Source organism: Micromonospora sp. MH99 (assembly GCF_021442385.1).
GTDB lineage: Bacteria > Actinomycetota > Actinomycetes > Mycobacteriales > Micromonosporaceae > Micromonospora.
This window is the reverse complement of record NZ_MUZA01000016.1, coordinates 44558-70664: the sequence shown is the minus strand read 5'-3', so window position 1 is coordinate 70664 and position 26107 is coordinate 44558. Positions and strand designations below refer to the sequence as shown.

The following is a 26107-nucleotide window of genomic DNA, read 5'->3' as shown; positions in this document are numbered from 1 at the left end:
TCGACTCCAGGTCGCCGAGGTGGGGGTATCCCGGACGTCTGATACAGCCATTTCGGCGACCTGGAGTCGATCACGGTTGGTGGCGATCAGCGCCGCCAGCCGCGGGAGATCAGGGCCGACCGAACCTCGGTGAGCACGGCGGGGAACTCCTTCTGGAGCCGCCTGCTCGTCACGTGCAACACCAACCAGCCCGCACCGACGAGAAGGTTGAGCCGTCGACGATCGCGGTGCAGTTGCTCGGGGTCGGCGTGCCATCGGCCGTCGTACTCCACCGCCACCCGGAACTCGGGCCAGGCCAGGTCGGGATGGAGCACCAGCCCGCCGGGCAGCCGGATCGGATGCTGGGTGACCGGTCGGGGGAGCCCGCCCAGCATCAGACGCACCCGTAGCTGCGACTCGGGTGGTGACTGCGCTCCTGCATCGGCGACGTCGAAGATCCAGCACGCGCGTCGTCCGCCGGGTCGGTCGGCATTGGCGGTGGCGACGGCGGTCAGCGCCGCCGGGGTGGTCAGACCGGTCGCGAGCAACGAGTCGACAATTCCAATCGCACGCAGCGGGTCCAACCAGACCGCCGTCTCCCACGCGGCAGATGTCGGATCGGTCCGGCGGAGAGCGGCGCCGCCCCGCTCGCCGGGCAGTGCGTTGAGCGGCGTCGGCGGCGAGGCTGGTGGCCGCCGTGACACTGGCGTCGGCGGTGAGGCTGGCGTCCGCCGGAGCGGTGGCGTCGACGGCCGCGCGACGGGCAGGGCGTCCCTCGCCACAGCCGGCCGTTGTGCGATGGACAGAGCGGGGCTCGGCATCGCAGCGGAATCGAATTTGACCACGTGCACCTGAAGGCCGCGTTGAGAGTCGACGCGGGCGACTTTCGGCAGCAGCACGTGCACGTCGTCATCGAATCCGGCGGCATGCTCGATCCCGTGCAGGTAGGCCGACGAGGGCCCGGCGATCATCGCCTGCGACGGCAGCCGAAGGATTGCGGCACGGCAGGCCAGCTCGTGTGTGCGTTCGAGACGCGCGTCCGCGTACACGTCGTGGCGGAGTCGGACCCATGACGAGCCGCGCAACTGATGTCTGGTGATCAAGCCCTGCCGAATCGCTGCGGAGCCACGAAAAACCTGCCAGGCAAGGGCAGGAGGCCGGTGAGGGTGCGGAGGCATGCGGCCAGCGTCTGACGCTCGAGGTTCTGGCCGATACCCCTGTGGACAGCGGCGGATGGTCGCCCCGCAGGTGCCTGTGGACAACTGCCACGAGCCCGATGGACGTGTTATACGGCGAGATCATCACCAGTGCGGCGTTATGGCGCTGTCCAAGGCTGGCGATGCCGCCATATCGGCGATCTGGAGTTGATCAAGGGTCGGGTGGGTCAGCGGAGGGCGGCGGTGACGGCTGTGGCGGCGGCGAGCACCTGGGGGCCGATCAGGTCGACGTCCAGCGGGGCGAGCGCGACCACCCCGACGCTGGCCTCCAGACCTGGCACGCCGAGCACCGGCGCGGCCACCCCGTACGCCCCGGACTGCAGCTCCCCGCTGCTGCTCACCGGCTCCGCCGCGCCGCCCCGACCGGCCAGGATCGCCCGACCCGCGGCACCTCGGTCCAGGGGATGCCGCGCCCCGGTCCGGTACGCGACGTGGAACGACGTCCAGCTCGGCTCGACCACGGCCAGGGCGACGCCCTCGCCGCCCTCCACGACTGTCAGGTGTGCCGTGGCGCCGGCCTGCTCGGCGAGCCGGCGTAGCGCGGGGAGCGCCCCCTCGGCGAGCAGCGGCTGGGCACGTCGGGCCAGGTGCAGCACCCCGGCGCCGAGGCGGAGCCGGCCGTCGCTGTCGCGGCGCAGCATCCCGTGCGTGGTCAGCGGGCCGACGAGCCGGTAGACGGCCGCCCGGCCGATGCCGAGTCGCGTCGCCACCTCGGTGACCGTCAACCCGGCCGGCGCGTCGGCGACCAGGTGCAGCAGTCGCAGACCCCGGTCGAGAGTCTGGGACGTCTCCCCGGCCCGGCCGGACCCCGCCGTCTCATCCACAGCACGCAGCGTACGACCCGGCACCGGCGGACCCGCACAGGCGCGGACGGCTACCCTTGTACGGTGACGCTACGCCTGTATGACACCGCCACCCGATCGGTGCGGGACTTCGTCCCGCGGGAAGCCGGCAAGGTGGGGGTCTACCTGTGTGGTCTCACCCTCCAGGCGCCGCCGCACATCGGCCATCTTCGCTCCGGCGTCAACTATGACGTGCTGCGTCGCTGGTTGCTGGCCGCCGGCTACGAGGTCACGTTCATCCGCAACCTGACCGACATCGACGACAAGATCCTCGTCAAGGCGGGGGAGCGGGGTCTGCCGTTCTGGTCGATCGCGTACGCCAACGAGTTGATCCTCGCCGAGTCGTACCGGGCGTTGAACGTGCTGGCGCCCACCTACGAGCCGCGCGCCACCGGGCACATCCCGGAGATGCACGAGCTGATCACGAAGTTGATCGCGGACGGGCACGCGTACCCGGCCACCGACGGCTCCGGCGACGTCTACTTCGACGTGGCGTCCTGGCCGGCGTACGGGTCGCTGTCGGGTCAGTCGCCGGACGCGATGCAGTCGGCGGGGGACGCCCCCGACCGGGGTAAGCGGGACCCCCGCGACTTCGCCCTCTGGAAGGGCGCCAAGCCGGACGAGCCGGCGGACGCGTACTGGCCGTCGCCGTGGGGGCTGGGCCGCCCGGGGTGGCACATCGAGTGCTCGGCGATGTGCTGGCGCTACCTCGGCCCGGAGTTCGACATCCACGGCGGTGGTCTGGACCTGACGTTCCCGCACCACGAGAACGAGATCGCCCAGTCCCAGGCGGCCGGGTTGCCGTTTGCCCGCTACTGGGTGCACCACGGGCTGCTCAGCATCGGCGGGGCCAAGATGGGCAAGTCCGCCGGCAACGCGCTCGACCTGGCGTACGTGGATTCGCTCGGCGTGCGGCCGGTGGAGCTGCGCTACTACTACGCCGCCGCCCACTACCGCTCGGTGATCGACTACTCGGAGGACTCGCTGCGGGACGCGGCCACCGCGTACCGGCGGATCGAGGGTTTCGTGCAGCGGGCCGCCGAGCGGGTGGGCCCCGGGCAGCTCGGTGAGCTGCCGGCCGGCTTCGTCGCGGCCATGGACGACGACCTCAACACCTCCGCCGCGCTGGCCGTGCTGCAACAGCACCTGCGCGACGGCAACACCGCGCTGAGCACCGGCGACGATGTGACCGTCCGCACCACCCTGGCCGCGGTACGGGCGATGCTGGATATCCTCGGCATCGACCCCTTCGACGAGGCCTGGACCGGCGGCGGCAGCTCGAACGATCTGCGCGCCGTGGTGGACTCCCTGATCGCGCTGGCCCTGGAGCAGCGCGCGCAGGCCCGGGGCCGCAAGGACTGGGCCGCCGCCGATGCGGTACGCGACCAGCTCAAGCTGGCCGGCGTGGCGGTCGAGGACACCCCCCAGGGCCCCCGTTGGACTATTGGAGAGCAGGACTGATGGCCGGCAACTCGCAGCGCCGTGGCCGGCGACTGACGCCGAAGGCGGGCGCCCCCAAGGGCTCCGGCGGCAAGAACAAGGACTCCCTCGCCGGACGCGGGCGCACCCTGCCCGCCGACGAGCGACCCTGGCACAAGGGTTACTCGGGCACCGAGAAGCTGCCGCAGCGCACCGCCTGGAAGCAGGACAAGGAGCGCCGGGCGGCGGCCGAGGAGGGGCGTGCCCCCAAGATCGGCCAGCCGGGCAGCAAGGACACCACCTGGGGCAAGGGCGGTGGCCGGGGCGTACCGGCGAGTCGGGGTGGCGCCGCGGGTCGGGGTGGTCGGCCGACCGCCGGCCGGAGCGGCCCCCGGGTCGCGCCGGGTCGCAAGTCCAACCCGTCCAAGGACACCCCGGAGCTGCTGGTCGGGCGCAACCCGGTGCTGGAGGCGCTGCGCGCCCAAGTGCCGGCGACGGCGCTCTACGTCGCCCAGGGCATCGACATGGACGACCGGATCAACGAGATCATCCGGACGGCCGCCGACCGGGGCATCGCCAACCTGGAGATCAGCCGCGCCGAGATGGACCGGATGACCGGCGGCGTGCTGCACCAGGGCGTCGGGTTGCAGGTGCCGCCCTTCGCGTACCAGCCCTTCGAGGACATGGTCGCCGCGGCCCTGGAGCAGCAGGCGCCGCTCCTGGTGGCGCTGGACGGGGTCACCGACCCGCGCAACCTGGGCGCGGTGATCCGTTCGGCCGCCGCGTTCGGCGCGCAGGGTGTCTTCGTACCCGAGCGGCGGGCTGCCGGGATCACCGCGACCGCCTGGCGGACCAGCGCCGGCGCGGCCGCGCGGGTGCCGGTGGCCCAGGTCACCAACCTGACCCGGTCGCTGAAGGCGTGCCGGGACGCCGGCTTCATGGTGGTCGGCCTGGACGCCGACGGCGACACCGACCTGTACGACCTGGAGGCCGCTGTCGGGCCGCTGGTGGTGGTGGTCGGCTCCGAGGGGCGCGGGTTGTCCCGGCTGGTCGGCGAGACCTGCGACCTGACCGTGAGCATCCCGATGATCTCCGAGGTGGAGTCGCTCAACGCCAGTGTGGCCGCCGCGGTCACCCTCGCCGAGGTCGCCCGCCGGCGCTCGGTCGAGCTGTAACGACTGTCGACGAGGCCCCTTCCCGCAGGTGTGCGGGAGGGGGCCTCGTCGTCAGATCTGGTGGGTCCAGGCGACGAAGAGCAGCGCCCCGGCCACCGCGATCAACAGCGTGACCGGAATCAGCCACGCCGGGGCGCGCTCCCCGTCGAGACGGCGGGTCAGCCGCTGGTGCACGGCGGCGATGCCGATCAACGCGAGCAGGGCTGCGGCGGCCATCGGCAGGCCGACGAGGAAGTGCGCCACCCACGCGCCGGCCCGGGTCGGACCACCCCAGGAGTGGTCGTACGGGCCGCGGTCGACGATGCCGTACAGCACCCCGCGCAGCACCATCAGCAGCTCGACGCCGAGCGGCACGACCGCCGCGACGCCGAGCAGCAGACTGAGCAGCCCGTGGCCGAGCACCGCGAACGGGCCGGGCCGTCGGCCCGTTGCGGGCGTCGGTGGCGCTCCGAGCAGTCCGGTACGCAGGGTCCGCCACCGCCCGGCGGCGGCGCCGGCCCCACCCAGCGGGGCGGTCACCAGCGCGAGCAGGGCGACCGGCACCAGCGTCGCGCAGTAGGCGAGGCTGCGGCCGGCCAGGCGGGCGGTCCGGTACGGCCGGGAACGGATGGTCGGGTGCACTGTGGCGGTGGCGGACACGGCGTCTCCTCGGGATCGGTGTGCCGCGACGCTACGGGCGCGGCCCGCCCTGCCGAGTCACCCCGCGGAGCCACATTGGTGCTGGCACCCGGGGGTGAGAAACCCTCCCCGGGTACGACGAAAGGGGCGGCCCGCCGAAGCGGACCGCCCCTTTCCGGTACGGCGTTACGTCAGATCCGGCCGCCGGTGGCGGCGTGGAAGACGTGGCTGCGGCCGGTGCGCGGCTTGACGAACACGGTGTCGCCCATGTTCGGCATGGTGCGCCGGTCGGTGCGGACGACGAAGCGCTCCGAGTTGCCGCCCAGCGCGGCGTGCCCGTAGACGTTGGCGTCCGAGCCGAGGTCCTCGACCAGCTCGACGACGACCGGCATGCCGCCCTCGGTCGGGCTGACCAGGTCGCAGTCCTCCGGGCGGAAGCCCACGGTCACCTTGCCGTCGCCACCCTCGGCGCGGGCCGCAGCGACCTGCTCGCGGGTCAGCGGGATGTGCAGCTCGGCGAACTCGGCGCCCTGCTCGTTCAGCGGAACGGTCTTGATGTTCATGGCGGGAGAGCCCATGAAGCCGGCGACGAACACGTTGGCCGGGGTGTCGTACAGCGCCCGCGGGGTGTCCACCTGCTGGAGGACACCGTCGAGCAGCACGGCGACCCGGTGGCCCATGGTCATGGCCTCGACCTGGTCGTGCGTGACGTAGACCGTGGTGACGCCCAGCTTGGCCTGGAGCGACGCGATCTGGGTACGGGTCTGCACGCGCAGCTTGGCGTCGAGGTTCGACAGCGGCTCGTCCATGAGGAAGACCTGCGGCTCGCGGACGATCGCCCGGCCCATCGCGACACGCTGACGCTGACCGCCGGAGAGCGCCTTCGGCTTGCGGCTGAGGAACTCCTCCAGCTGGAGCAGCCCGGCCGCCTCCTTGACCCGCCGGTCGATCTCCGACTTGGAGGTCTTGCGCAGCTTGAGGGCGAACGCCATGTTCTCGTACACCGTCATGTGCGGGTAGAGGGCGTAGTTCTGGAAGACCATCGCGATGTCGCGGGCCTTCGGGGGCAGGTGGGTGACGTCGCGCTGGTCGATGTAGATCGAGCCGGCGTCGACGTCCTCCAGGCCGGCGAGCATGCGCAGGCTGGTGGACTTGCCACAACCGGAGGGGCCGACGAGAACGAGGAACTCGCCGTCGCCGATCTCGAGGTTCAGCTCGTTGACGGCGGGACGCTCGGTGCCCGGGTAGATCCGGGATGCCTTGGAATAGGTGACCGTAGCCATGGTGGTGCGCTTCCTTTCACCGGCAGGAACGTGCCGGACGATCCGAGTGAAGGAGCGACCGGCACGTACCCGTGCCGGTCAGCGGACGGCGGGTCGGCCGCGGGGGCGGCCGTGGTGTCGTCCGTGTCACTGCACCGTAAACGGCTTTCACCGCGCTGCCAAGGTGAGGGGCCCTCGGAAGTGATCCATTGCCCACGCATTCCGGGCACTCGGGCACGGGCAGGTATCAATCGACGTCTCCTCAAGGCGGTGGGGCGTCGGGTTGTTGACGTTTCCCGTGCTCGGGAGCCCTCGCGAGCGGGATATCCGGACGTCAGTCGCTATGCTGACCTCGACGCACGCGCCCCTGTAGCTCAGCTGGCCAGAGCACTCGCCTTGTAAGCGAGATGTCGCCGGTTCGATCCCGGCCGGGGGCTCCATTTCCACCAGCGCCTTCCCGGTGGTCAGTCGACCGGCTTGCGGCACGGGGCTCATTGGAGCCTCCCGGGCTGCCGGCGATGTCGGGTCTCAGAACCGTCGTGGCAGATCAGCCCGGGACGTGGGTGTCGCGCCCGGCTGGACAACGTGCGGCATGGTTTGTGTCGTGGACGAGCGGCAGGGTGCGGGGCAGGATCGCTTCCGCGATCCCTTGTGGTCAGCCTGTACGAGATGGCGGCCGAGGACATTTACGTCGTCTGTCCGCGTTGCGGGCATCGGGCGATCAACGCTGCACGGCCAACGGCCGACAAGCGGGTGCCCTCGTGGCCCCGTCGGCTCTCGTGCACGAGGTGCGCGTACTCGGCGTCCTGGTCGCCACAGGGATCTCGGGAGTCGTGTTGGGGCGGTCCGGTAGATCCGTTTTTCGGCTTGCCGTTGTGGCTGACGGTCCAGTGCCGCGGCGGGAAGACGCTCTGGGCGTTCAACCGTACTCACCTCGACCTCTTGCAGGAATACGTCGGTGCACGACTGCGCGAGCGGGGCCCGCAGCCGGGTGGCATGACGCTGGTGGCGCGGCTGCCGAACTGGCTCAAGGCTGCCAGCAATCGGGACGAGGTGCTCAGGGCCATAAGTCGGCTTCGCGCGTCGGTTGACTGGGACACCGCAAGGGGCTGTCGCTAGGGAGCCGGTCTGGCGGTGGCCCACCAGACGACGAGTCGATCCGCGGCGGAGCCGACCTCGTGACGGGTGGGATCAAGCCCGAAATGGTTTTCAAGCTCGTGCCACAGGAACTCGCTGATCTCGGACCGGCCCGCGCCGCCTCTCAACCTCGCCAGCAACGGGCCGAGCATGCAGTCGTACTCGTCCGGAGCGGTCTCTGCGACGCCTATCGGGTCCCACTGGTTGAGCAGCTGTCTCAGGTTCAGTTGCAGGTCGCTCAGGTCCACGCGGGTTGATCGTGCCAGATGCTCGTCACGGTCACCGGCGGTGCCGTCGGCAGGGGCATCGATGGTCTGCCGCTCCTATAGTTCGGGTATCACCGACCGTCGAGGAGTCGCATGAGCCCGGTCGTCGCGATCGCCGGTAGTGCCCAGGCAGGTCGCTCCTACTCGCCCGCCGTACGCGACCCGGAGCGTGCGCCTGCGGCGGCGGCCGAACTGGGTGCGGCACTCGCCAACCAGGGCTGTCGCATCGTCGTGTACTCCGGCGATGCCGAATACCTGGAACGGGACGTGGTGCGCGGCTACATCAGCTCCGGCCGGGCGCTGCCCGGGTCGATCCTGGTCCGTGGCCGCTACCAGCAGGACGTGGGCTTCGCGGAGGCCGAGCGGCACCCGGAGCTGTTCACGGTCGTGCCCGAGTCGACCGACGACTGGGAGGTCAGCTTCTACCGGTCGCTGCTGACTGCCGACGCGTTGCTGCTGGTGGGCGGCGAACGCTCCACGTTCATCGCCGGGCTCATCGGTCTGTCCCGGCGCATCCCGGTGGCGGCGGTCGCCGCGTTCGGTGGAGGCGCGGAGAAGGTCTGGCAGCGCCTCAGCGGCGAGCGCGGCGTCGCCACCGAGGAGGAGGTGGCAGTGCTCGCCCGGCCGTGGCAGCCGGGCGCCGCCGAGCCGATCGTCACCGCGCTCTGCGCCCAGGTGCAGCGCCGCGCCGAGCAGGAACGCGCCTCCGGCGAGGCCGAGCGGGCTGCCGGGCGGCGTACGGTGGCGGGCCTGGTCACCGCGCTGGTCCTCCTGCTGCTCGCCCTCGCCACGATCCCGCTGGCGTACGCCGCTCCGGCCGGCGGCTGGCAGAACGTCGCGGTCCTCGTGGCCGCCCCGCTGTTCGCCTCGGTGTGGGGTGCGATCGTGCGCAACGCGTACGACGGCAGTGGCAACTGGCTGCGGGCGGCGGCGTTGGGCTCGGCCGCCGGTGTCATCGCCTTCCTGCTGTTCGTCGCGGCGCAGATCGCCACGAACCCGGGCCTGCTCGACGGTGACGCGGCGCGGCAGTTGGTCTTCTTCGTCCTGGCCATCGGGTTCATCGGCGGGTTCACGTCCGAGGTCGTCTACGCCAAGCTGCGCGACCAGGACGTGGCGCAGACGTCGGTCCTTCCGCCGGGCGGCCTGCGGTGAGCCGGGCCGTGGAGGAGTCCAACCGGGCGATGCTGCGGGCGCGCGACGCGATGGACCGGTCGTACGCCGAGCCGCTGGACATCCCCGCGTTGGCCCGGATCGCGCACGTCTCCGAGGCGCATTTCATCCGGACGTTCCGGGCCACGTTCGGCGAGACGCCACACCGCTACCTGCAACGCCGCCGGGTGGAGCGGGCCATGACGCTGCTGGTGGAGACGGACCGGGACGTCACGGACATCTGCTACGCCGTCGGCTTCGGCAGCCTGGGCACGTTCAGTCGGACGTTCCGGCAGATCGTGGGGGAGTCCCCCACGGATTTCCGGCGTCGCCGCGCGGCGGCGGGCAACGTGCCGTCCTGCTTCACCAAGGCGTGGACGCGTCCCAGCAGTTTTGGATAAGCAGCAGGTCAGGGCCACCCTCTACGGTCGTGGCATGACGATGAACGCGATCAGCCGCTCCCAGATCTACGTCCTCGACCAGGACGCGGCGCTGGACTTTTATGTCAACAAGCTCGGTATGGAGGTCAACACCGATCAGGATCTCGGCTTCATGCGCTGGTTGACGGTGAACCTGCCCGGTGACCCGGAGCGCGAGATCCTGCTGGAGAAGCCGGGCCCGCCGGCGCTCGACCCGGCGACTGCCGAGCAGGTGCGGGAGCTGCTCACCAAGGGCGCCCTGGGTGGGTACCTCTTCATGACCACCGACGACGCCCGCAAGACGCACGAGGATCTCGTGGCGAAGGGCGTCGAGATCACCGACGAGCCGACCGAACGCCCGTACGGGATCGACTTCGGCATCCGGGACCCGTTCGGCAACAAGATCCGCATCGGCCAGATGTTCCCCCGGGCGTAACGTCAAGATCCAAAACCGGAGGGCGCGGGCCAGTCCCGCGCCCTCGGGTGTGTTTGGGTGTACGGCATGCGAACGCGGTTGCTGTACCTGGCCCGGCACGCCGAACAGGACCTCACCGGGCATGCCGACACGGACTCGACCGAGCCGGATTCCGGCCTGTCCGAGCGCGGCCGGCGGCAGGCCACGCTGCTCGGTGAGCGGCTGCGGGGCCGACCGTTCGCTGCCGTACACCACGGGCCGTTGCGCAGGGCCGCGCAGACCGCCGAGGTGGTCGCCGCGGCACTGCCAGGCGTTCCGGTGTACGCCACGGAGCTGGCCGGCGACCACCTCCCGCACGACACGGACCCGGCCGGGCTGCCGTCGGCGTACGCCAATTTCCTGGCCGGGTTCTCGACGGCCGAGCGGACCGACGGGCCGCGGGTGACGGCGGCGGCGGTGCGGCGCTTCACCGGCCCGGCGGTTGCCGACGAGGGTGCGGCCGGCGGCGAGCCGGTTCGTGAACTGGTGGTGACGCACACCTTCCTGATCGCCTGGCTGGTCCGGCATGCCCTCGACGCGCCGGCGCGGCGGTGGCTGGGTTTGAACCACCACAACGCGGGGTTGACGGTCATCCGGTACGGCGTGGCGGGGCCGCCGAACCTGATCGCCGTCAACGACGTGGCGCACCTGCCGGCGGAGCTGCGCGGCACCGGTCTTCCCCCGGACTACCTGGTCTGAGCCGCCAGTCAGCCGGTGACCCGCAGCAGCAGCTCGACGAGCGCACGGGTCGCCGGCGGCGGCGCGGGATCGGCGGGGCAGTCGACGTACCCGGTCTCGACGGCGCCGACGGTCAGGCGGTAGGTGAACGCGTCCGCGCAGCTCGACGCGGTGGCCGTGCGGCGGGCCTCGGTGGTCAGTCGGGGGTCGGCCGCCAGGCCGCGTAGCCGGCCGAGGTCGGCGGCGTCGAGTTTTCCGGTACGACGGCTGCCGGCCCGGTCCACCACCGTCCACCGGCCGTCCGACTCGACTGTCACGTTGTCGCCGCGTCCGGCGAAACCGCCCGAGCGGAACAGCGTCACCCGCTCGGCCGCCGCATCGGTGGCCCCCGGTCCAGGCGGCACGGGCCCGGTCGGCACGGGCCCGGTCGGCACGGTGCCGGTCGGCGGGGTGCCGTCCGGCGTTGTCGGTGTCGCGGTCACTGGCGGCGGGGTGTCGGTGGCCGATGGTCGGTCCGCGGCGCTGCCGGCCCGGTCGGTGCCGGTGCAGCCGGCCAAAAGGGCGGCCAGGAGCGCGATCGTGACGGTCGTCGAGGCGGGTCTCATGTCCGTCGGACGTGTCATTGCCGGCATTGGTTCCCTTGTCAAGGCCCTCATCCGTTCGGCCAGTCTCAATGTCTGGGAGCGGTCCAAGGCTTCTCTTTTCCTCAACACATCGCTATATCTACATGCGTGACTACCCCCGTCACACCCTTTCTCCTTTCAGGAGGGCACGTGAAACGACCCCTCGCGGCCGTCAGCGCAGCGCTGCTCACCAGCGGCCTGCTGACCTGCGTCGCCACCGCGGCGCACGCCGCCCCACCCACCGCTCCCGCGCCGGACGCCTCCGCCGCGGCCCGAGCGGCGACCGTCCTGCGGACGAACCCCGGCGCCGTCCAGGGTTCGAGCGCCGAGTCCTACCAGGTGCGCAGCACCCGGGTGGACGCCTCCGGTGCGGCGCACACCCGCTACACCCGCACCTACCAGGGGCTTCGGGTGTACGGCGGTGACTTCGTCATCCACACCGCGCCGAACGGTACCTACGCCGGCAGTTCGGTCGCACTCGCCGCGCCACTGACCGTCCCCACCACGGCCCGGATCACCGCGGACGCGGCGAAGAAGGCGGCCCGCGCCGGGTTCAACGGCAAGGCCGAGACCGTGGGCGCTCCGGAACTGTTCGTCGACGCCAGCTCCGGCAAGGGCCGGCTGGCGTGGGAGACGGTGGTCAGCGGCTGGCAGCCGGACGGGCAGACGCCGTCGCGGCTGCACGTGATCACCGACGCCACTTCCGGCGCGACCGTCGGGTCGTTCGACGAGATCGAGTCGGTCACCGGCAGCGGCCAGGGCATCTACACCGGCTCGGTGAGCATCGACACCACGCTCTCCGGCAGCACGTACCAGATGATCGACCCGGTACGCGGCAACGGCCGCACCTGCGACATGAACAACGGCACCTCCACCTGCACCACCTTCACCGACGCCGACAACGCGTGGGGCACCGGCGCCAACTCCAACCGGCAGTCGGCCGCCGTGGACGCGCACTTCGGTGCCGCGAAGACCTTCGACTACTTCAAGAACGTGCACGGCCGCAACGGCATCTTCGGCAACGGCAGCGGTGTGCCCAGCCGCGTGCACTACGGCAACAACTACGTCAACGCGTTCTGGGACGGCGCCCAGATGACCTACGGTGACGGCTCCAGCAACGCCCGACCGCTGGTCTCGCTGGACGTGGCCGGGCACGAGATGAGCCACGGCGTCACCGAGGCGCTCGCCGGCCTGGTCTACTCCGGTGAGGCCGGTGGCCTCAACGAGTCCACCAGTGACATCTTCGGCAACATGATGGAGTTCTACGCCGCCGCGCCGAGCGACCCGGGCGACTACCAGGTCGGCGAGAAGATCAACATCAACGGCAACGGCACCCCGCTGCGCTACATGTACAACCCGTCGCTGGACGGCTCGTCCGACAGCTGCTGGTCCACCAGCACCAAGAGCAAGGACGTGCACTACTCCTCCGGCGTCGGCAACCACTTCTTCTTCAACCTCGCCGAGGGCACCGGCGCCACCTCGTACGGCACCTCGCCGGTCTGCGGTTCCGCTCCGGCGGTCACCGGCATCGGCCGCGCCAAGGCGGAGAAGATCTGGTACCGGGCACTGGACGTCTACTTCACCTCCAACACGTCGTACGTCAACACCAGCAACCCGGCGAACACCGCCCGCGCCTACAGCCTGCGGGCGGCGACCGACCTGTACGGCAGCTGCTCCACCGAGTACAAGGCCGTGCAGGCCGCCTGGACGGCAGTGAACGTGGCCGGCAGCGACTCGAACTGCTCGACCGGCAACGACTTCTCCGTGTCGCTGTCGCCGACCGCCGGCTCGGTGAACCCGGGCAGCGCGGCCTCCACCACCGTGTCGACCGCCACCACCAGCGGTACGGCGCAGACCGTGACGTTCTCCGCGTCCGGCCTGCCCAGCGGGGCGAGCGCCGCGTTCAGCCCCGCCTCGGTGACCTCGGGCGGCTCGTCCACCCTCACCATCAGCACCTCGGCGAGCACCCCGCCCGGCACCTACTCGGTCACCGTGAACGGCGCGGGGTCGGTCACCCGCAGCGCCACCTACACGCTGACCGTGAACGGCACCGGGGGCGGCTGCACCTCGGCGGGCCAGAAGCTGGCCAACCCGGGCTTCGAGTCCGGTTCGACCGGCTGGACGACCAGCTCCGGCGTGATCACCAACTCCAGCAGCCAGGCGGCCCACGGCGGGTCGTACAAGGCATGGCTGAACGGGTACGGAAGCAGCCACACCGACACGCTCGCCCAGTCGGTGGCCCTCCCGGCCGGCTGCTCGTCGTACACGGTCAGTTTCTGGCTGCACATCGACTCGGCTGAGACCACCACGAGCACGGCGTACGACACGCTGCGCGTGCAGGTGCTCAACCCGGGCGGGACGGTGCTGGCCACGCTGGCGACCTACTCCAACCTGAACAAGGCCACCGGCTACAGCCAGAAGTCCTTCTCCCTGGCCGCGTACGCCGGCCAGACCGTCAACCTGAAGTTCACCGGCGTCGAGGACTCCTCGTTGCAGACGTCCTTCGTGGTCGACGACACCGCTCTCAACGTGTCCTGACCTGACCGGCACGCGGGCCCGGCGGCCATCCCCAACGGTGGCCGCCGGGTCCGCGCCGTCGTGTTTCTGGCAATCTTGGACAGTTGCCGTCAGCTCAGGACGGAAACTGTCCAAGATTCGTTGCAGCATGGAACTCGGGGTGAACGTGTCGGACGCGGAACTGACAGTCGCGGTGACCGGGCCGGTGGCGACCGTGGTGATCCACAACCCGGCCCGTCGCAACGCGATGACTGCCGCCATGTGGCGGCAGCTCCCCGAACTGCTCGACCGGCTGGAGCCCGACCCCGACGTACGGGCCCTGGTGCTCACCGGCGCGGGCGACGCCTTCTGCGCCGGCGCCGACCTCGGTGACCTGGCCGAGCTGCTGGACGCCGGTGACACCAGCATCGCGGTGGCCGCCGAGGAGCGGCTGGCCGGCTTCGCCAAGCCGACCATCGCGGCGATCCGGGGCGCCTGCGTCGGGGGTGGCGCTCAGCTCGCGGTCGCCTGTGACCTGCGGATCGCCTCGGATGACGCTCGCTTCGGCGTACCGCCGGCCCGGCTCGGGCTGGTCTACCCGGCGCCGACGACGCGGCGGCTGGCCCGGCTGGTCGGCCCGTCGGCGGCGAAGCACCTGCTGTTCACCGCCGAGCTGATCGACGCCGACCGTGCCCTGCGGATCGGCCTCGTCGACGAGGTGCTGCCCGGCGACCGCCTCGCCGCACGGGTGGACGACCTCACCGCCACGATCGCCCAGCGATCGCCGCTGAGCGTCGCCGCCGCCAAGGAGATCGTCGACGACCGGGCCGGACCGGCACGGATCGCCTGGTGGCACCGGAAGGTGGCGGACAGCGGCGAGGCCCGCGAAGGCGTCGCGGCCATCGCCGAGCGCAGGACGCCCCGCTTCGCCTGGCGCGCGCCGACAGAGCGTTGAGACTGGTCGCCTGAGCGCCGTCGTCGCCGCCGCCGTCGTCGCCGTCGCCGTCGCCGTCGGCCGAGGCATCGCTGAGGTAGGCCCGCCCGCCGCGCTGGATCCCGGTGCCGGCTCGGCCCGGTAGCACCCCCTCTCTTCCCTTTGCTCTGCTTCAGCGGAGGCGACACTCACGGCCCGTGAGTGTCGCCTCCGCTGAAGCAGAGCAAAGGGCGTGCATAGGTATCCGCGGACCCCGCGCGCCGGGTCGGCCATGCCTCGGCCGGAGTTCCATTCATTGCGAAACCTCGATCCCGGGTGGTGCCGGGCCGGTGCGGTACGGCAGGCTGTCGGTCGTGCAACGTGATCGGTTGCTTGCGGGCCGCTACCGGCTCCTGGAGCGCCTCGGCAGCGGCGGCATGTCCGCGGTCCATCGGGCGTACGACGAGGTGCTCGAACGGGACGTGGCGGTGAAGGTGCTCGTCGGCTCGGACGCCAACGCCCGACAGCGGATCCGGGCCGAGGCCAAGGCGGCAGCCCGGTTGTCACACCCGTACGTCACAAGCGTCTACGACTTCGGTGAGTCGGTCGTCGACGGCGTCCAGGTGCCGTTCGTGGTGCTGGAACTGCTCAACGGCGTCACCCTCGAACAACGGTTGGCGGCCGGTCCGCTGCCACCCCGCGCCGCGCTGCGGGTCTGCGCGGAGGTGGCCTCGGCCCTTGAGGCCGCGCACGCCCAGGAGCTGGTGCACCGCGACGTGAAACCGAGCAACGTGATGCTCACCCCCACCGGCGCGAAGGTGCTCGACTTCGGTATCGCGGCGGCCGTCGGCGACCCCGAGATCGACTTCGATGGTCGGCTGCTCGGTACGCCGGCCTACCTCGCCCCGGAGCGGCTGGCGGCCGGCGAGGTCCTGCCGGCCTGCGACGTGTACGCCCTCGGCCTGCTCCTGCACCGGACGCTCACCGGTCGGCTGCCCTGGGCCCCCGAGGCGCAGACCGCGATGCTCCGCGCCCACGTCCACGTCGAGCCGGACCCGTTGCCCGAGATCGACGGAGTCCCCGCCGAGATCCACCGGCTCTACCGCTGGTGCCTGGCCCGCGATCCCGCCGACCGGCCCTCGGCCGCCGATGCGGCCCGCATCCTGCTCGGAGCTGCCGCCGGGCCGGCGACGGCGGATGTGGCCCCAGCCCCGGGCGGAGCGTCCGGGGTCGGTTCGGCGGCCATCGGGGGTGCGCCGGTCGACGACGTGCCCGAGCCCCCCGCCGGGGTCACCGCCGACCCGACCTGTGCTTCCCGGCGACAGTTCTGGCGTCGGCATCGGGTGGTGCTGGCGGTCGGCAGCGCGGTGATCGCCGCGGTGGCGGTGGCCGGCTCGCTGGGCGACTACGCCACCCGGCAGCACGACGGGACCGTGCCACGAACCGGCATCGGCTCGGGTGGCACCACCACTGTGGGGCTGCCGCAGACCGTCGAACAGCCCGAACCGTCCGAGACCCGTCCGTCCGCCGGCCCGTCGGCCCGGAAGACGCCGGCCGTCCCCCGGGCCAGCTCAGCGACGGGTTCGGACGGACCGTCCACGCCGGCGCCGGCGCCGACCCCGCCCACACCGACGCCCACGCCCACACCGACGCCGACGCCCACCGACCCGGTGCTGGTCCCGGTGCAGGCCCAGGGCGGGACGGTCACCGTCCGCTGCCTCGGGGGATCTGCCGAAATTGTCACGGTGACGCCCGCGTCGGGCTTTCGAGCGGAGCCCTACGACCCGGGTCCGGCGAAGCAGGTCCAGGTCGAGCTGACGTCGACCGAGCACAGCAGCGAGATCCGTGCGCACTGCGCGAGCGGCCGTCCGGTGCCGAAGGTCAAGGAACGGGCTCTCTGACCGGGGCCGACGGGTGCCGCGCCGGGGCGTACCCCGACGCGGCCCCCCGTTCCCGCCGGCCGGTCGGTCACCGCCCCGCCAGCGACGCCCAGCCGGGGTTCACCGGCTCCCGGCGCAGCGGCATGCCCGCCTCCGCCGGGGTGCGGTCGCCCTTGCGCTGATTGCAGCCGTAGCAGGCGGCGGTGGTGTTTCGCCAGGTGTTCCGGCCGCCCCGTGAGCGCGGCAGGATGTGGTCGATGGTCGACGCGACCCCGCCGCAGTACGCGCAGCAGCGCTCGTCGCGGCGGAGCACCCCGGCCCGGGACCACGCCGGCCCGGAGTTGAACCGCCACCGGGTGACCACGTAGCGGACCAGTCGCACCACCCGGGGCAGCGGGAAGACGCCGATCACCTGGTCCGGCTCCGCCTCGTGGATCTCGGCCACCCGGCGGCAGAGCATCCGGACGGCGTGCTGAACGGTGACCCGGTGCAACGGGCCGAGGTCGGCGTTGATGACGAGGACGGCGTCCACCGGGGACTCCTTTCAGCTGGTGACGGACAGCGAAGAGCCGCCCGGTCCGGCGTTCGGACGGGGCGGCTCGGCGCGTACGGGAACGCGTCAGTCGGGCCGGCCCGTCCGGGGGCCTTCCGCTCGCCAACCGTCGCCGGGCAGCGTCGACGACAGCACGGTGGTGACGTGCGACATCGTCATGATCGGCTCCCGCGGCGGTGGTTGACCTTGCGCGATCACGGTAGGTCGGCACCCGAGAGCGGGGCAACGTATTTCGATGGACCGCCCGGCTCCGCGGGACGACGCTGACGGCGGGTCCGAGGAGCGCGCCGGGTCCGTGGAGCGCGCCGGGTCGGGGGAGTGACCCCTGCCGCGCGACGGGCGTTGGCCAGGGGCCGGTCCAGCCGCAGGGCCATCCGCGCGGTGAGTTCGCTGTCCAGCAGCGGCCGGTTGACCTCCCCCGCGACAGCCAGCGCGGGACCGGAGACGGAACGCCAGATGGCGGCCAGCCCGGCGCCCAGCCCGAGCAGAGCGACGGTGGCCCGCGTGGTCGGCGAACCGGCCGCGGCGGCGGCGCTCACCCCGACCACCGCGAAGAGCACCACCAGCAGGGGCACCAGCGCCGGCCAGAAGATGCCCCGGGCGGCCTGGGCCACCAGTCGCCGGTCCCGGATGATCAGGTTCCGGGCGACCACCGCGTAGTCCTCCTCGTCGAGCAGGTCGCGCGGGTGCAGGCCGCCGGTGAGTACGCCGCGCCAGAGGTCACCCTGGTTGCGTAGTTCGCGGCTCAGCTCGGCCGGCTCGGGTTCGGCCGGATCGCCCCGGCCGGCCCGTTCCACGGCGACTGCCCAGGCTGCCAGCGAGCGGCGCACCACAGCGGCGGAGTACGGCGGCAGCACGCTGGCCAACTCGTCCAGCCACCGGCTGATCTGGATCTGCCGGCCGTCGAAGCGGCGCAGCAGTTGGGCGGCGTCACCGGGCCGGACCGTGTCGGCCAGGGACCGGCCCAGCCGGTACGCGAGCCCGACCCGGAGGTTGGTGGCCATCGCCCAGCGCAGCACGTCCACGTTGAGGTCGTCGAGGGCGAGCAGCAGCGGTTCGGTGTCGGCGGTGTCGGGCTGTTCCGCCTCGGGCAGCCGGTCCAGGTCGGGCAGCCGGGTCCGGGCGGCGGACGTGTCCGGCAGCGGCCCGGTGTGCCGGGTGAGCGCCGAGATCTGGGCCAGCGCAACGTCCACGCCGTCGAGGTACATCCGCATCCGGCGCGGGAGTGACATCTCGGTCAGGTTGGAGAGCTTGGCCGGTGGGTGGGCCGGGACGGTCGGGCCGGGTTCGGCGTGCTGCCCGTGGTGGTACGCGTCGGCCATCCACCAGCCCAGCCGCAGCGCGATGACGACGCAGGCGCGTTCGTCGCGGAGCATCGGGTACGCGTCGTCCCGGATGGTCTCGTCGGCCGGCCGGACGTCCGCCGGGCCGGCGCGGTGCAGTGGTGACATCGCTGCTGCCCTCCCGCCCGGCCGATCGACGGATGATCATTCGAGCGTACGGCAGCGTAGCGTCGCTTATGTTGGTTTTTGTCGGTTTGGGGTGCTCCGCCCGGCCAGCAGGCCCCGGGGCCGGATCGAGCGCACCGGCTCGGCTGCGGCGCCCTCGGCGCGCAGGATGTGGTTGGCCGCGATGATCCCGGTGGCCGCGGACCGCTCCATCAGGGCGCTCGGGAAGTCCGTGGCGATACCGTCACCGGCCAGATAGACGCCGGACGCCTCGGTGCGCACCCCCGGCCGCCAGGCGTGGCTGCCCGGCGTGAACGCCGGCGCCTGCGCCTCCACCCGGGCGCGCAGCTCCCGGACCCGCAGGTCAGCCGCCTCCGGCCAGAGCGTCACCAGCTCGCGGCGCATCCGCTCGGCCAGCTCCTCGGCCGGCACACCGGGCGCACAGGCGTACGCGTGCAGCTCGACGACCGAACCGCCGGTCTGCCGCGCCCAACGGCGCGACTCGTTCTCCAGCCGGTGATAGAGCGTCACCGAGTCCAGTGTGGGCTGACGCGACACCCCACTGAACACGGCCCGCTCGGCCGCCACGTCCCCGTCGCACCAGTACCGCGCCACCGCGTACGGCGGGCCGGGCGTGCCGAAGCGGGGCATCCGCGCCGCCAGCTCCGGTGCCCGCCCGACCAGGTCGGGGGAGGCCGCCACCAGCGCGGCCAGGGCCGGCGGATCCACCGCGAGCACCACGTGGGCCGCCGGGTGGCTGCCACCGTCGGTGGTCGTCACCCGCCAACCCTCGCCGTCGCGGTGCACCCCCGTGGCGCCGGAGCCGGTGACCACCCGGCCGCCGTGCTTCTCCACGTGCCTCGTCAGCGGCTGCCAGATCGCCGTCGCGTAGTCCTCGTCGGGGCAGTCGAAGGCCAGCCCCTCCGGATTGCCGAGCAGGTAGAAGTGGAACTGGGCGACCATCTCCGCCGCCGACATCTCCGCCTCGTGGTTGAAGAACGAGTGCGAGAAGACCTCGAACAGCATCGCCCGCGCCCGGTCCGGCAGCCGCAGCGAGGCCAGCAGCTCGTCGGCGGTGGTGTCGTCCAACTCCGCGTAGGTGCGGACCGGGTCGTAGGTGAGCAGCGGCAACGCCGCGTCCCGGTCCATCGACCGCAGGTCGGCCAAGCGCAGACTGGGACTGCGCAGCAGCAGCGCCAGCAGGTTCGCCGGCGGCGCGGGCGGCAGCCTGCCGAACTCCTCGGTCGGCCACTGTGAACTGAGGATCGGGTAACCCGGAATCGGCTTGAGGAAGCCCAGGTCGGGATCGACCCGACGAAGGATGGAGCGCCAGTTGTAGTACTGCCGGAAGAACGCGTGGAACCCGTGCTCGTTCTGCTGCTCGCCGTCGCCGAGCGCCTCGGGCCACGCGCCGAGCCGCCCGCCCAGCGTGGGCGCCGCCTCCAGCACCGTCACCGCAACACCCCGCTCGGCGAGCACGACCGCCGCCGACATGCCGGCGATCCCGCCGCCGACAACCACCGCCGCGACCGGTCGCGGCACGCGGTCGGCGCCACCTCCGCCCGGGTCCACCTGGTGCTGACGTACGCCGATGAGCCGACCCACCACACGCGACAGCGCCACGCGCACCTCCCTCTTCGGGCCCAGTCTCCCCTACGGCAGGCAGCGGCGCTCGCGGTCGGACGCGGGCCAGACGTACTCCAGGTCGTCGGGGGTGTCGGCGCCGAAGATCGGGCGGTAGTGCGTCGGGTCCTTGCGCAGCAGCGACGAGCGGTGGCTCAGGTGCAGGTCGTCGCGGCCCAGCCAGGGCGGCACGTCACCGGCGCGGGCCAGCTCGTCCTGCGTGCGTACGACGCCGGCCCCGCAGGCTGCGGCGAGGTCGACGGTAAGCGTGGTGGCGCAGGTGTCGGCGCGTCCCGGCTCGGTCCAGACGGCACACATGTCCAGCCCGTAGCGGGTGAGCGCCTCCTCGTACCCGGCCCACATCTTCACCGCCGGATGGTTGCGCCACCCGTACCCCGGCCAGGTGAGCCCGCGCAGCACCTGGATGGCCTCCACCCGCTGCTTGCCCAGCCGCTTCTGGTCCAGCGCGCGGGCGCTGGCCAGAAAATCCGGGTACGGCAGGAAGGTCTGCATCCCGCTGCTCTACCCGCCGCCCCTGTCGACATGCCTGGTCTCCGTGCGTGGCCGGGATGATCCGGGCGGGGTCGCCCAGTGTGGTCGTGCTGGTTACGATCCGGGCATGGCGGAGCCGTGGCGGGACCGGGCGCGACGGGCGGTCGAGTGGAACTGGCGGCTACGCGCCGCCGGTGACCCGCGTCCGCACTACGTGATCTGCGGCCAGGACGCTCTCGCCTACTACGTGGCCCGCGCGATGGTCGAATCCGACCTCCCGGCCGGCGGCGTCCGGGTGACAGTCGTGCTGCCGGAGCGCTACCGCCGCAACGGGCCGGACGTGGCCGGGCTGCGCGGGGTCCGCGTGGTCCGCTCGGAGCGCCTGGACGTGGCGACCTTCGAGGCCGCCGGGCTGGCCGGGGCGACCGGTCTGGCGCTGCTGCACCAGGACGACGTCGGCAACCTGCACGCCGCGCTCTGCGCCCAAGCCGTCGACCAGCGGGTGCGCCAGGTGCTGCGGATGTTCAACGGCACCCTCGCCGACGGCGTACGCAAGCTGCTCAAGGCACCCGTCGAGGTGCTCTCCGACGCCGAGATGGCCGCGCCGGCGTTCGTGGCCGCCGCGCTCGGCGAGGTCGACCCCAGCTCCTTCCAGCATCGGGACAAGACGTTGCGGGTGGCGCGGCGTGCCGACGTGCGGGAGCAGGACGTGGTCTGCGCGCTGGCCCACCTCACCGAGCAGCAGGGCGTGGAGTTGCTGCCGGACGAGTGGGTGCCCGCCGACCTGGTGCTCGCGGAGGTGACCGGGCAGCCGCCGGGCACCGAGGTCGCCGCCCGGCGGCTGGTCCGGGCGCGGCGGCGGCGCCGCCCGATCGCGGTGCTGATGAGGGCCGTACGCGGCTTCGCCACTCGCAAGATCGGTATCGCGGTGATGCTGGTGCTCGCGGTCATCGCGGTCCTGGGAGCGCTGATCTCCCGCGCCGAGGACGTCTCACCGCTGGAGGCGCTCTACCTGACGTTGGTCACCACGCTCAGCGGCGCCGACCCGGACACCGACAAGGCGGCCGACGCGCAGATCATGCAGGTGGTGCTCAACCTGGCCGGGTTGGCGCTGATCCCGCTGATCACCGCGGTCGTCGTGGACGGCATCGTCAACGCCCGGCTGGCCCTGCACACCGGCCGGCTGCAACCGGCTCGCGCCGGGCACGTGGTGGTGATCGGCCTGGGCAACGTCGGCACGCGGGTGATGGCACAGCTCCGCGAGTACGACGTCGAGGTGGTGGCGATCGACAAGGATCCGGAGCCGCGCGGCGGGGCGCTGGCCCGCCAGTTGGAGGTGCCGCTGATCGTCGGCGACGCCGCGCTGCCTGAAACACTGGCCGCCGCGTCGGTGGCCGACTGCCAGGCGTTGGTGGTGGCGTCCACCGACGACGTCGCCAACCTGGAGGCGGCCCTGGCCGCGCGCGATCTCCGCGACGACCTGCGGGTGGTGCTGCGGCTCTTCGACGGTGACTTCGCCGAACGGGTGGAGGAGACCTTCGCTCTCGGGGTGTCCCGATCGGTTTCCTACCTGGCGGCGCCGGCCTTCATCGGCGCGCTCACCGAACGCGCGGTGATCACGACGATCCCGGTCGACAGGCATGCGCTGCCGGTCGCCGAGGTGCCGGTCGCCGCGGGCTCGGAGCTGGACGGCGCACCGCTGGAGGCGGTCTCCCGGAACGGGCAGGTCCGCCTGATCGCCCGGACGGCGGCCGGTGGGGCGAAGACGATCTGGTGGAGGGACCTCGACCCGCGACAGGTGATCTTCGCCGGTGATCGGCTCACCGTGGTCGCCCGCCGGCGTGGCCTGGACTGGCTGACCACCCAGTGCGCCCCGCCCGCCCGTACCGGTCCAATTCCCCGGCCGACCGGGTCCGCGCCCGGCGGCGAATCGATCCCGTCGTCGGTGCCGCGCCCGGCGGACCTCTCAGCGACTCCGCTGCCGCAGGCCGTACCCGACGACGCCCGCGGCGAGCACCCCGAACCCGGCGAGGACGCTGCTGAGCGGCAGGTTGACCGCCAGCAGCAGGCAACCGACAAGCCCCAGGCCGGCGAGCACCTGCACCGGTAGTTTCCGCTCCCGATCCCGGCCGAGCGTGAGCGCCGCCGCGTTGGTGATCGCGTAGTAGACGAGCACCGTGCAGCTGGAGAAGCCGATCGCGTCGCGGACGTCGCCGAGCAGCACCACCACGATCACCACGGCGGCGACGGCCAGCTCGGCGCGGTGCGGCACCTGGTGCACCGGGTGAACGGCGGCCAGCGCACCGGGAAGGTCGCGGCGGCGGGCCATCGCGAGGGTCGTCCGGCCGACCCCGGCGACGAGGGACAGCAGCACGCCGACGACCGCGATCGTGGCCCCGGCGCGGACCACCCAGGCCAGGCCGGGCAGGCCGGCGGCGGTCACCACGTCGACCAGGGGCGCAGCCGAACCGGCCAGCCGGTCGGCGCCGAGCACGCCGAGCGTCACCACGGCCAGCACCAGGTAGATCGCGAGCACCGCGCCGAGTGCCAGCGGCACCGCGCGGGGGATGGTCCGCTGCGGGTCGCGGACCTCCTCGCCGAGCGTGGCGATCCGTGCGTAGCCCGCGAAGGCGAAGAACAGCAGCCCGGCGGCGGTGAGCACACCCCGGCCGGAGCCACCGGGGTCGCCGAGCCGATCCAGCTGCACCGGCCCACCCACCACGCCGACGACCGCGACAAACGTCAGCACCACGAGCACCACGCCGACGAGGGCCTTCGTGGCGGTGGCGGTCTTGCCGATGCCGCGCAGGTTCACCGCCGTCACCGCGAGCACCGCGCCGACCGCGACCAACCGCGCCTGCCCCGGCCACAGGTACGCCCCGATGGTCAACGCCATCGCCGCGCAGCTCGCCGTCTTGCCGACCACGAAACCCCAGCCGGCCACGAAGCCGGCCAACGGTCCGAGCCGTTCCCGGCCGTAGACGTAGGTGCCACCGGATTCCGGGTAGCGGGCCGCCAACCGGGCCGAGCTGGTCGCGTTGCAGAAGGCGATGAAGCCGGCGAGCACCAGCGCGGGCAGCAGGCCGGCGCCGCCGGCCGCCGCCGCGGCCGGACCGAACACCACGAAGACGCCCGCGCCGAGCATCGAGCCCAACCCGATGACAACCGCATCGTGTACGCCGAGCCGCCGCGCCAGTTGATCCACGCCTCGACCCTAGGGGTACGAGGTGAACGGCTGGTCCCAGTGCCGTAGCCGGCCGGGGAGTGGCAGATCGTCCCAGGGCACCCGGTGCAGCAGCCGGTCCAGGAGAAGCCCGAGCAGCAGCCCGGCCACCGAGTCGGTCAGCCAGTGCCAGCCCAGATAGGTGGTGGTGGTGAGGACCACCAACGGTGGCACCACCCGGATCACGGTGACCAGCCGGGGCGGCAGGTGCCGGCCGAAGCTGCGCGCGAGGGGGGCGAGCAGCAGGGCGATGACGCCGTACCAGACGATCGCGTTGGCGACGTGCCCGGACGGGTAGGACTGGGCGAACCGCACCGGCAGGTCGTCGTGGAACAGCGGCAGGGTCTGCTCGGGCGGCAGGAACGGCTCCTTGACGCTGGCGCTCGGTGCCGCCCGGGCGGTCCAGACCTTGAGCGGGCCGATCGTCAGGTAGGTCAGCACGAAGCCGACCACCGGCGGCAGGATCGGCCGCACCGACCGCAGCCGGACGGCCAGCAGCACGCCCAACCCGGCGGCGATGAGGGTCAGCGGGGTGCCCTGGCCGAGCAGGTTGAACACCCGGGCCACCCAGTACGCGACCGTCGGCCGGTGCGCCTCGGCCCAGTCGGCGACGGCCCGGTCCAACCCGAAGAGCTGGTGGGCGACGAGGGCGACGGTCAACCCGACCAGGGCGGCCAGCAGTAGGGCGTCGAACCACCAACCGGCCGGGCGGACGGGCCGTAGCCGCAGGTCACGTCGTACCGCCGTGGGTTTGAGCACGCGACCACGCTACCGGGCCGACGCGAGGCCGGGGTGTTCGGCGTTGTGGGCCGAGCCACGATGTGAGGCGGATGCGGGGGGCGACCCGTCATGCTTGTGCCCGTGCGGATCACGTCTGCCCTCGTGGACCCGGCGCTGCTCGACCTGCCCTGGTCGACACCGCTGGAGGAGTGGCCTGCCCAACACCTGGTGGCCCTGCCCCAGGGCATCTCCCGACACATCGTCCGCTTTGTCCGCCTGGGTGACTACGTCTACGCGTTCAAGGAGACCCGCGAGCGGATCGCCGAGCGGGAGTACGACCTGCTCCGGGCCCTGGAGCGCATCGACTTCCCGTCCGTCGAGGCCGTCGCGGTGGTCGCCGACCGGCAGACCGACGACGGCGAGCCCCTCGAATCGGTGCTGATCACGCGGCACCTGCAGTTCTCGCTGCCGTACCGGGCGCTCTTCTCGCACACCCTGCGCCCCGAGACGATGAGCCGGCTGCTCGACGCGCTCGCCGCCCTGATCGTGCGGATGCACCTGACCGGCTTCTTCTGGGGCGACTGCTCGCTGTCGAACACGCTGTTCCGCCGCGACGCGGGCGCGTTCGCCGCCTACCTGGTCGACGCGGAGACGGGCGCCCTGCACAACTCGCTCTCCAACGGGCAGCGCGGCGAGGACCTGGAGATCGCCCGGGTGAACATCTTCGGTGAGGCGCTGGACCTCCAGGCCGCCGGCCTGCTGCACGAGTCCATCGACCCGGAGGTGGTCTGCGAGGAGGTCGTGCAGCGCTACGAGCGGCTCTGGCACGAGATCACCTACGAGCAGGCGGTCGAACGGGAGGCGCGGCACGACATCGAGGGCCGCATCCGCCGGCTCAACGAGCTGGGCTTCGACGTGGCCGAGGTCGCCATGTCGACGATCGACGACGGGCGCTACCTGGTGCGACCGAAGGTGGTCGACGCCGGCTACCACACCCGGCGACTGCTGCGGCTGACCGGTCTCGACGCCGAGGAGAACCAGGCCCGCAAGCTGCTCAACGACCTGGACGCGTACCGGGCGGAGAGCGATCTGACCGACGAGCAGCAGGCGGCGCACCGCTGGCTCACCGAGGTCTTCGAGCCGGTGGTCCGGGCCGTGCCCGCACACCTGCGCCGCAAGCTGGAGCCGCAGGAGCTGTTCGCCCAGATCATCGAGCACAAGTGGCTGCTCTCCGAGCAGGCCGGCCGGGACGTCGGGATGGCGCCCGCAGTGCAGTCGTACCTGTCCGACGTGCTGGTGCACCGCCCCGACGAACAGGCCGTGCTCGGCGTCGACGTCCCCGCCCTGGGCTGAGACGGCCTCCGCTTCACGGCGCCGCCGTGCTGGCCGCCGCTTGTCGCCGCCCGTCGCCCTCTGGTGCTGTTGCGGTCGTCGCGACCGGAGCCTTGAGTCCGACACGTCCCGGACGGCCAGCCCCTCGACAGGGATGGAGACGCGTCCTGTCGAGCTGCCCCAGATATG

23 protein-coding genes, 1 tRNA gene and 1 pseudogene are annotated in these 26107 nt (G+C 72.2%); 13 read left to right on the top strand and 12 right to left on the bottom strand.

The window, feature by feature from the left end:
• Positions 1–86: 86 nt before the first annotated feature.
• Entirely contained in the window at positions 87–527 is a 441-nt protein-coding gene (locus B0E54_RS11605; RefSeq protein WP_234583370.1) for an endonuclease domain-containing protein, read from the bottom strand.
• A 297-nt stretch (positions 528–824) separates the two neighbouring features.
• Here B0E54_RS11605 and B0E54_RS11600 point away from each other — a divergent pair, with 297 nt between their 5' ends.
• Complete coding sequence (locus B0E54_RS11600) at positions 825–1052, top strand: hypothetical protein (protein WP_234583369.1); 228 nt, start codon at positions 825–827, stop codon at positions 1050–1052.
• Positions 1053–1363: 311 nt separating this feature from the next.
• On the opposite strand, the gene B0E54_RS11595 is transcribed toward B0E54_RS11600, so the two are convergent.
• On the bottom strand, positions 1364–2029 hold the full coding sequence (locus B0E54_RS11595; RefSeq protein ID WP_374109263.1) for an IclR family transcriptional regulator: 666 nt from the start codon (positions 2027–2029) through the stop codon (positions 1364–1366).
• Positions 2030–2083: 54 nt separating this feature from the next.
• Between B0E54_RS11595 and cysS the strand changes: the two genes are divergently transcribed.
• Together cysS and rlmB are read left to right on the top strand one after the other, a co-directional pair.
• Entirely contained in the window at positions 2084–3499 is a 1416-nt protein-coding gene (cysS, locus tag B0E54_RS11590) for a cysteine--tRNA ligase (protein WP_234583367.1), read from the top strand.
• Entirely contained in the window at positions 3499–4632 is a 1134-nt protein-coding gene (rlmB, locus tag B0E54_RS11585; protein WP_234583366.1) for a 23S rRNA (guanosine(2251)-2'-O)-methyltransferase RlmB, read from the top strand. The genes cysS and rlmB overlap by 1 nt, the downstream gene beginning before the upstream one ends.
• 51 nt (positions 4633–4683) lie before the next feature.
• On the opposite strand, the gene B0E54_RS11580 is transcribed toward rlmB, so the two are convergent.
• A complete protein-coding gene (locus B0E54_RS11580) occupies positions 4684–5271 on the bottom strand; it encodes a hypothetical protein (protein WP_234583365.1) in 588 nt (195 codons plus the stop codon).
• Positions 5272–5441: 170 nt separating this feature from the next.
• A complete protein-coding gene (locus B0E54_RS11575; RefSeq protein WP_234583364.1) occupies positions 5442–6533 on the bottom strand; it encodes an ABC transporter ATP-binding protein in 1092 nt (363 codons plus the stop codon).
• A 342-nt stretch (positions 6534–6875) separates the two neighbouring features.
• Here B0E54_RS11575 and B0E54_RS11570 point away from each other — a divergent pair.
• Positions 6876–6952 (top strand) — tRNA-Thr (locus B0E54_RS11570).
• A 675-nt stretch (positions 6953–7627) separates the two neighbouring features.
• Here B0E54_RS11570 and B0E54_RS11565 read toward each other — a convergent pair.
• Positions 7628–7897, bottom strand: a complete 270-nt coding sequence (locus tag B0E54_RS11565; protein WP_234583363.1) for a hypothetical protein — start codon at positions 7895–7897, stop codon at positions 7628–7630.
• Positions 7898–8008: 111 nt separating this feature from the next.
• Between B0E54_RS11565 and B0E54_RS11560 the strand changes: the two genes are divergently transcribed.
• The 4 genes from B0E54_RS11560 (at position 8009) to B0E54_RS11545 (ending at position 10636) form a co-directional block, all read left to right on the top strand.
• Positions 8009–9067 carry a hypothetical protein gene (locus B0E54_RS11560; protein WP_234583362.1) on the top strand — a complete coding sequence of 353 codons (1059 nt, stop codon included), beginning with the start codon at positions 8009–8011 and terminating at the stop codon, positions 9065–9067.
• Entirely contained in the window at positions 9064–9465 is a 402-nt protein-coding gene (locus tag B0E54_RS11555; RefSeq protein WP_234583361.1) for a helix-turn-helix domain-containing protein, read from the top strand. The genes B0E54_RS11560 and B0E54_RS11555 overlap by 4 nt, the downstream gene beginning before the upstream one ends.
• Before the next feature lie 34 nt (positions 9466–9499).
• Positions 9500–9919: a VOC family protein gene (locus B0E54_RS11550; protein ID WP_030327852.1), complete on the top strand. Its 420-nt coding sequence runs from the start codon at positions 9500–9502 to the stop codon at positions 9917–9919.
• Positions 9920–9985: 66 nt separating this feature from the next.
• The gene (locus B0E54_RS11545) at positions 9986–10636 is read left to right on the top strand and encodes a histidine phosphatase family protein (protein WP_234583360.1); all 651 of its coding nucleotides are present in this window, start codon (positions 9986–9988) and stop codon (positions 10634–10636) included.
• Between the two features lie 8 nt (positions 10637–10644).
• Here B0E54_RS11545 and B0E54_RS11540 read toward each other — a convergent pair whose 3' ends face one another.
• Positions 10645–11238 (bottom strand): protealysin inhibitor emfourin, encoded by a 594-nt coding sequence (locus B0E54_RS11540; RefSeq protein ID WP_234583359.1) that lies wholly within the window; start codon positions 11236–11238, stop codon positions 10645–10647.
• Between the two features lie 150 nt (positions 11239–11388).
• On the opposite strand from B0E54_RS11540, the gene B0E54_RS11535 reads away from it, so the two are divergent.
• The 3 genes from B0E54_RS11535 to B0E54_RS11525 all read left to right on the top strand — a co-directional run bounded on the left by B0E54_RS11535 (position 11389) and on the right by B0E54_RS11525 (position 16548).
• Positions 11389–13776, top strand: coding sequence for a M4 family metallopeptidase (locus B0E54_RS11535; protein ID WP_234583358.1), 2388 nt, complete (start codon positions 11389–11391; stop codon positions 13774–13776).
• A 139-nt stretch (positions 13777–13915) separates the two neighbouring features.
• The gene (locus B0E54_RS11530) at positions 13916–14689 is read left to right on the top strand and encodes an enoyl-CoA hydratase/isomerase family protein (RefSeq protein ID WP_234583407.1); all 774 of its coding nucleotides are present in this window, start codon (positions 13916–13918) and stop codon (positions 14687–14689) included.
• A gap of 332 nt (positions 14690–15021) precedes the next feature.
• Entirely contained in the window at positions 15022–16548 is a 1527-nt protein-coding gene (locus B0E54_RS11525) for a serine/threonine-protein kinase (RefSeq protein WP_234583357.1), read from the top strand.
• A gap of 67 nt (positions 16549–16615) precedes the next feature.
• On the opposite strand, the gene B0E54_RS11520 is transcribed toward B0E54_RS11525, so the two are convergent.
• The 4 genes from B0E54_RS11520 to B0E54_RS11505 all read right to left on the bottom strand — a co-directional run bounded on the left by B0E54_RS11520 (position 16616) and on the right by B0E54_RS11505 (position 20664).
• Positions 16616–17059 (bottom strand): HNH endonuclease, encoded by a 444-nt coding sequence (locus tag B0E54_RS11520; RefSeq protein WP_234583356.1) that lies wholly within the window; start codon positions 17057–17059, stop codon positions 16616–16618.
• A gap of 215 nt (positions 17060–17274) precedes the next feature.
• Positions 17275–18531, bottom strand: a complete 1257-nt coding sequence (locus tag B0E54_RS11515; RefSeq protein WP_234583355.1) for a hypothetical protein — start codon at positions 18529–18531, stop codon at positions 17275–17277.
• Positions 18532–18597: 66 nt separating this feature from the next.
• A complete protein-coding gene (locus B0E54_RS11510) occupies positions 18598–20151 on the bottom strand; it encodes an FAD-dependent oxidoreductase (protein ID WP_234583354.1) in 1554 nt (517 codons plus the stop codon).
• A 30-nt stretch (positions 20152–20181) separates the two neighbouring features.
• A complete protein-coding gene (locus tag B0E54_RS11505) occupies positions 20182–20664 on the bottom strand; it encodes an MSMEG_6728 family protein (RefSeq protein WP_234583353.1) in 483 nt (160 codons plus the stop codon).
• 106 nt (positions 20665–20770) lie between these two features.
• Here B0E54_RS11505 and B0E54_RS11500 point away from each other — a divergent pair.
• Positions 20771–22675: pseudogene (locus B0E54_RS11500) on the top strand (TrkA family potassium uptake protein); the annotation flags it as partial.
• Here B0E54_RS11500 and B0E54_RS11495 read toward each other — a convergent pair.
• Together B0E54_RS11495 and B0E54_RS11490 are read right to left on the bottom strand one after the other, a co-directional pair.
• Positions 22610–23848: an APC family permease gene (locus tag B0E54_RS11495; protein ID WP_308195349.1), complete on the bottom strand. Its 1239-nt coding sequence runs from the start codon at positions 23846–23848 to the stop codon at positions 22610–22612. The pseudogene B0E54_RS11500 and the gene B0E54_RS11495 overlap by 66 nt on opposite strands.
• Positions 23849–23857: 9 nt before the next feature.
• A complete protein-coding gene (locus tag B0E54_RS11490) occupies positions 23858–24595 on the bottom strand; it encodes a phosphatase PAP2 family protein (RefSeq protein ID WP_234583406.1) in 738 nt (245 codons plus the stop codon).
• A 120-nt stretch (positions 24596–24715) separates the two neighbouring features.
• On the opposite strand from B0E54_RS11490, the gene B0E54_RS11485 reads away from it, so the two are divergent.
• On the top strand, positions 24716–25939 hold the full coding sequence (locus B0E54_RS11485) for a DUF4032 domain-containing protein (protein WP_234583351.1): 1224 nt from the start codon (positions 24716–24718) through the stop codon (positions 25937–25939).
• Positions 25940–26107: the final 168 nt, after the last annotated feature.